Here is a 1,088-nt window from a genome sequence, read left to right on the forward strand (position 1 = left end):
GTGCTGACCGGCACCGGCGCGCTGACCGCGGGGCCGGCGCTGACGGTCTCGTTCGTGATCGCGGCGCTGGCGTGCGGCTTTGCCGCGCTGTGCTACGCGGAATTCGCCTCGGCGATCCCGGTGTCGGGCTCGATCTATACCTACAGCTACGCCACGCTGGGCGAGATCGTCGCGTGGATGATCGGCTGGGACCTGCTGCTGGAATACGGGCTGGCGACGTCGGCGGTGTCGGTGGGCTGGTCGGGCTATTTCCAGTCGCTGATGGCGGGCTTCGGCATGAAGCTGCCGGCGGCGCTGAGCGCCGCACCCGGCTCGGTGCCGGGCGTGCAGACGGTGCTGAACCTGCCGGCGTGCCTGATCATGCTGGCCATCACCTGGGTAGTGTCGTACGGCGTGCGCGAGTCCGCGCGCGTCAACAACCTGATGGTGGCGATCAAGATCGGCGTGGTGCTGCTGTTTATCGCGGTGGGCGTGTGGCACGTGCAGCCGGCCAACTGGCAGCCGTTCGCACCGTTCGGCTTCACCGGCATCTTCAATGCGGCGGCGCTGGTGTTCTTCGCCTTTATCGGCTTCGATGCCGTGACCTCGGCCGCGGAAGAAGTGCGCAACCCGCGCCGCGACCTGCCGATCGGCATCATCGGCTCGCTGGCGGTCTGCACCGTGCTGTACGTGGTGGTGGCGGCGATCATGACCGGCATCGTGCCGTTCGCGAAGTTTGCCGGCGTGGACCACCCGGTCTCGCTGGCGCTGCAGTTTGCCGGGCAGAACTGGGTCGCGGGCTTTGTCGACCTGGGCGCGATCCTGGGCATGACCACGGTGATCCTGGTGATGACCTACGGCCAGACCCGCGTGATCTTCGCCATGTCGCGCGACGGGCTGCTGCCCGAGCGGCTGTCGTCGGTGCATCCGGTGCATGCCACGCCGTATTTCGCCACCTGGACCGTCGGCGTCGTGTTTGCCGCGATTGCCGCCTTCGTGCCGCTGAACGTGCTGGCCGAGCTGATCAATATCGGCACGCTGGCCGCCTTTACGCTGATCTCGGTCGCGGTGCTGGTGCTGCGCAAGACCCGGCCCGAGCTGCCGCGCGC

Annotated in this window: 1 protein-coding gene; it reads left to right on the forward strand. The window is 67.9% G+C overall.

All coding sequences use genetic code 11. The annotated features are described in order from the left end of the window. On the forward strand, positions 1 to 1,088 hold a 1,088-nt coding region (locus MKD38_RS30660), incomplete at both ends, for an amino acid permease (RefSeq protein WP_252682435.1).

Origin of the sequence: Cupriavidus sp. WGlv3 (assembly GCF_023952475.1) — a bacterium.
In the GTDB taxonomy this organism is placed as follows: domain Bacteria; phylum Pseudomonadota; class Gammaproteobacteria; order Burkholderiales; family Burkholderiaceae; genus Cupriavidus; species Cupriavidus phytorum.